This window comes from Bradyrhizobium sp., from assembly GCF_049581145.1.
Classification (GTDB): domain Bacteria; phylum Pseudomonadota; class Alphaproteobacteria; order Rhizobiales; family Xanthobacteraceae; genus Bradyrhizobium.
This window is the reverse complement of the sequence record NZ_JBAURI010000157.1, coordinates 1-1,601: the sequence shown is the minus strand read 5'-3', so window position 1 is coordinate 1,601 and position 1,601 is coordinate 1. Positions and strand designations below refer to the sequence as shown.

Genomic DNA, 1,601 nt, shown 5'->3' with positions numbered 1-1,601 from the left:
GTGTTGACCATGATGCCCGGCGCAGGCCCGAGCGCGAGCAGGATGGCGCCGCCGACGGCCGGGCCGACCAGCACCGCGAGGTAGCGCGCCATCGCGTTGAGCCGCACCGCGCTCTCCAGGTCCGACGGCCCGACGATATCGTAGAGCAGCATCTGGTTCGGCGTCTGCCACAGCACGCCGGCACAGCCGTGAATGACCAGGATCACCATGGCCTGCCACATCTGCAGCGTGTCGGTGACGAAGAAATAGCTCCAGCTCAGCGATGCGATGATGAACAGCAACATGCCGATCTGGATCAGCCGGCGCGGGTCGAACCGGTCCGCCAGCGCGCCGGCGGCGACCGAGAACAGCAGATACGGCAGCCAATGCGATACGATGGCGAAACCCGCCAACGCCGGCGAGTGGAATTTCTGATACAGCATCCAGTAGCTGATGACGTGCTCGATATTGTCCGCCATCATCGCCAGCACGAAGGTGATGAACTGGGCCCGGAAGCCCGGGTGACGCATCGCTGCAAAGGATCGCTTGGGGGATAGTGAGGCATCGACCGGGATGGATCTCGTATCGCTCATGGAATCGTCGATTTCCTGTGCAGCTCGAAAGACCGACCAGCGTTAGCGTAATCCACCACTTGCTGCGACTGCGAAAATCGCGGGTGACGGTTGCGCATAGCGGCCCTGCCCTGCCGACCCTCTGCGCTGCGGTCTGCTAAGAGAGTGAAGGAGTCATCCCCGAGCAGCTGAGGGCAGTCCCGATGCAATTCCATTGGCGGCGTTTCGAGCAGTTCACCGGCGACGAACTCTACGCCATGCTGGCCTTGCGGCAGAGCATCCTGGTGGTGGAGCAGGCATCACCCTATCCGGACCTGGATTTCGTCGATCAGCTCGCCGATCACCTGCTGCTAACGGACAATGACGCCCTGATCGGCTGCGCGCGCTGCCATGGGCCGTTGCCCAAGAAAACCTGCGCATCGTTCGGACGATTGGCCATCGCACGACACTTTCGAGGAACAGGACTCGGCAAGGAGCTCATCAGCAGGGTTCTGGCGCGTCTTGCGGAAGGATCCTGTCGCGATGTTCTGATCGGCGCCCAGCTCCATCTCGAAGGCTTCTATGGCCGCTTCGGATTTCTGCGCGACGGCGAGCCTTACGACGATTTCGGCGTCCCGCACGTCGATATGCGGTTGATGCGGTCGAGCCGCGCGGACCGCTGATCGCGGAGCGCGACACGAGAGGCTGCTTCGCGCGCAGCTTGCAGTTTCGACGCGGCTGCTGCCATTAAAAGAACGCTTTCCCAGCCAACGCTGCGGCTCGCGATGCCCCGCCGATTTCTTTTTCATCTTTCCTCTTCGGATTGTCGTGGAGTGGCCGCTCGGTGCCGGCCGACGTCGCATCGAGGAGGATGGCCATCGCCGTTCCGTCTGTTACCTTCCAAAAATCCTGAAAATGCTGGGGAGACGAGCTATGCTTTTGCCTGAACAATACGCTTGGTTTGAGCCGGTGCTGATTGCGACCATCGTGGTGTTCGTCATTGATCTCATTGGCAACACGATCGGTTTCGGCAACCGCATCCTTAGCGCCCTCATGAGCGCCATCCTGTTC

The 1,601-nt window shown here is 61.3% G+C and carries 3 protein-coding genes; 1 reads left to right on the top strand and 2 read right to left on the bottom strand.

Features of this window, described 5'->3' with window-relative positions:
• On the bottom strand, positions 1-509 hold a 509-nt coding region (locus WCB02_RS05185), incomplete at its 3' end, for an MFS transporter (RefSeq protein ID WP_423956767.1).
• A gap of 245 nt (positions 510-754) precedes the next feature.
• Here WCB02_RS05185 and WCB02_RS05180 point away from each other — a divergent pair.
• Entirely contained in the window at positions 755-1,213 is a 459-nt protein-coding gene (locus WCB02_RS05180; RefSeq protein WP_423956766.1) for a GNAT family N-acetyltransferase, read from the top strand.
• A 64-nt stretch (positions 1,214-1,277) separates the two neighbouring features.
• Here the strand turns inward: WCB02_RS05180 and WCB02_RS05175 are convergent.
• The coding region (locus WCB02_RS05175) for a hypothetical protein (protein ID WP_423956765.1) at positions 1,278-1,601 on the bottom strand (324 nt) is incomplete at its 5' end.

Coding starts and splice junctions, on each gene's coding strand:
- WCB02_RS05180 (WP_423956766.1), top strand. CDS start 755: ATGCAATTCCATTGGCGGCGTTTCGAGCAGTTCACCGGCGACGAACTC.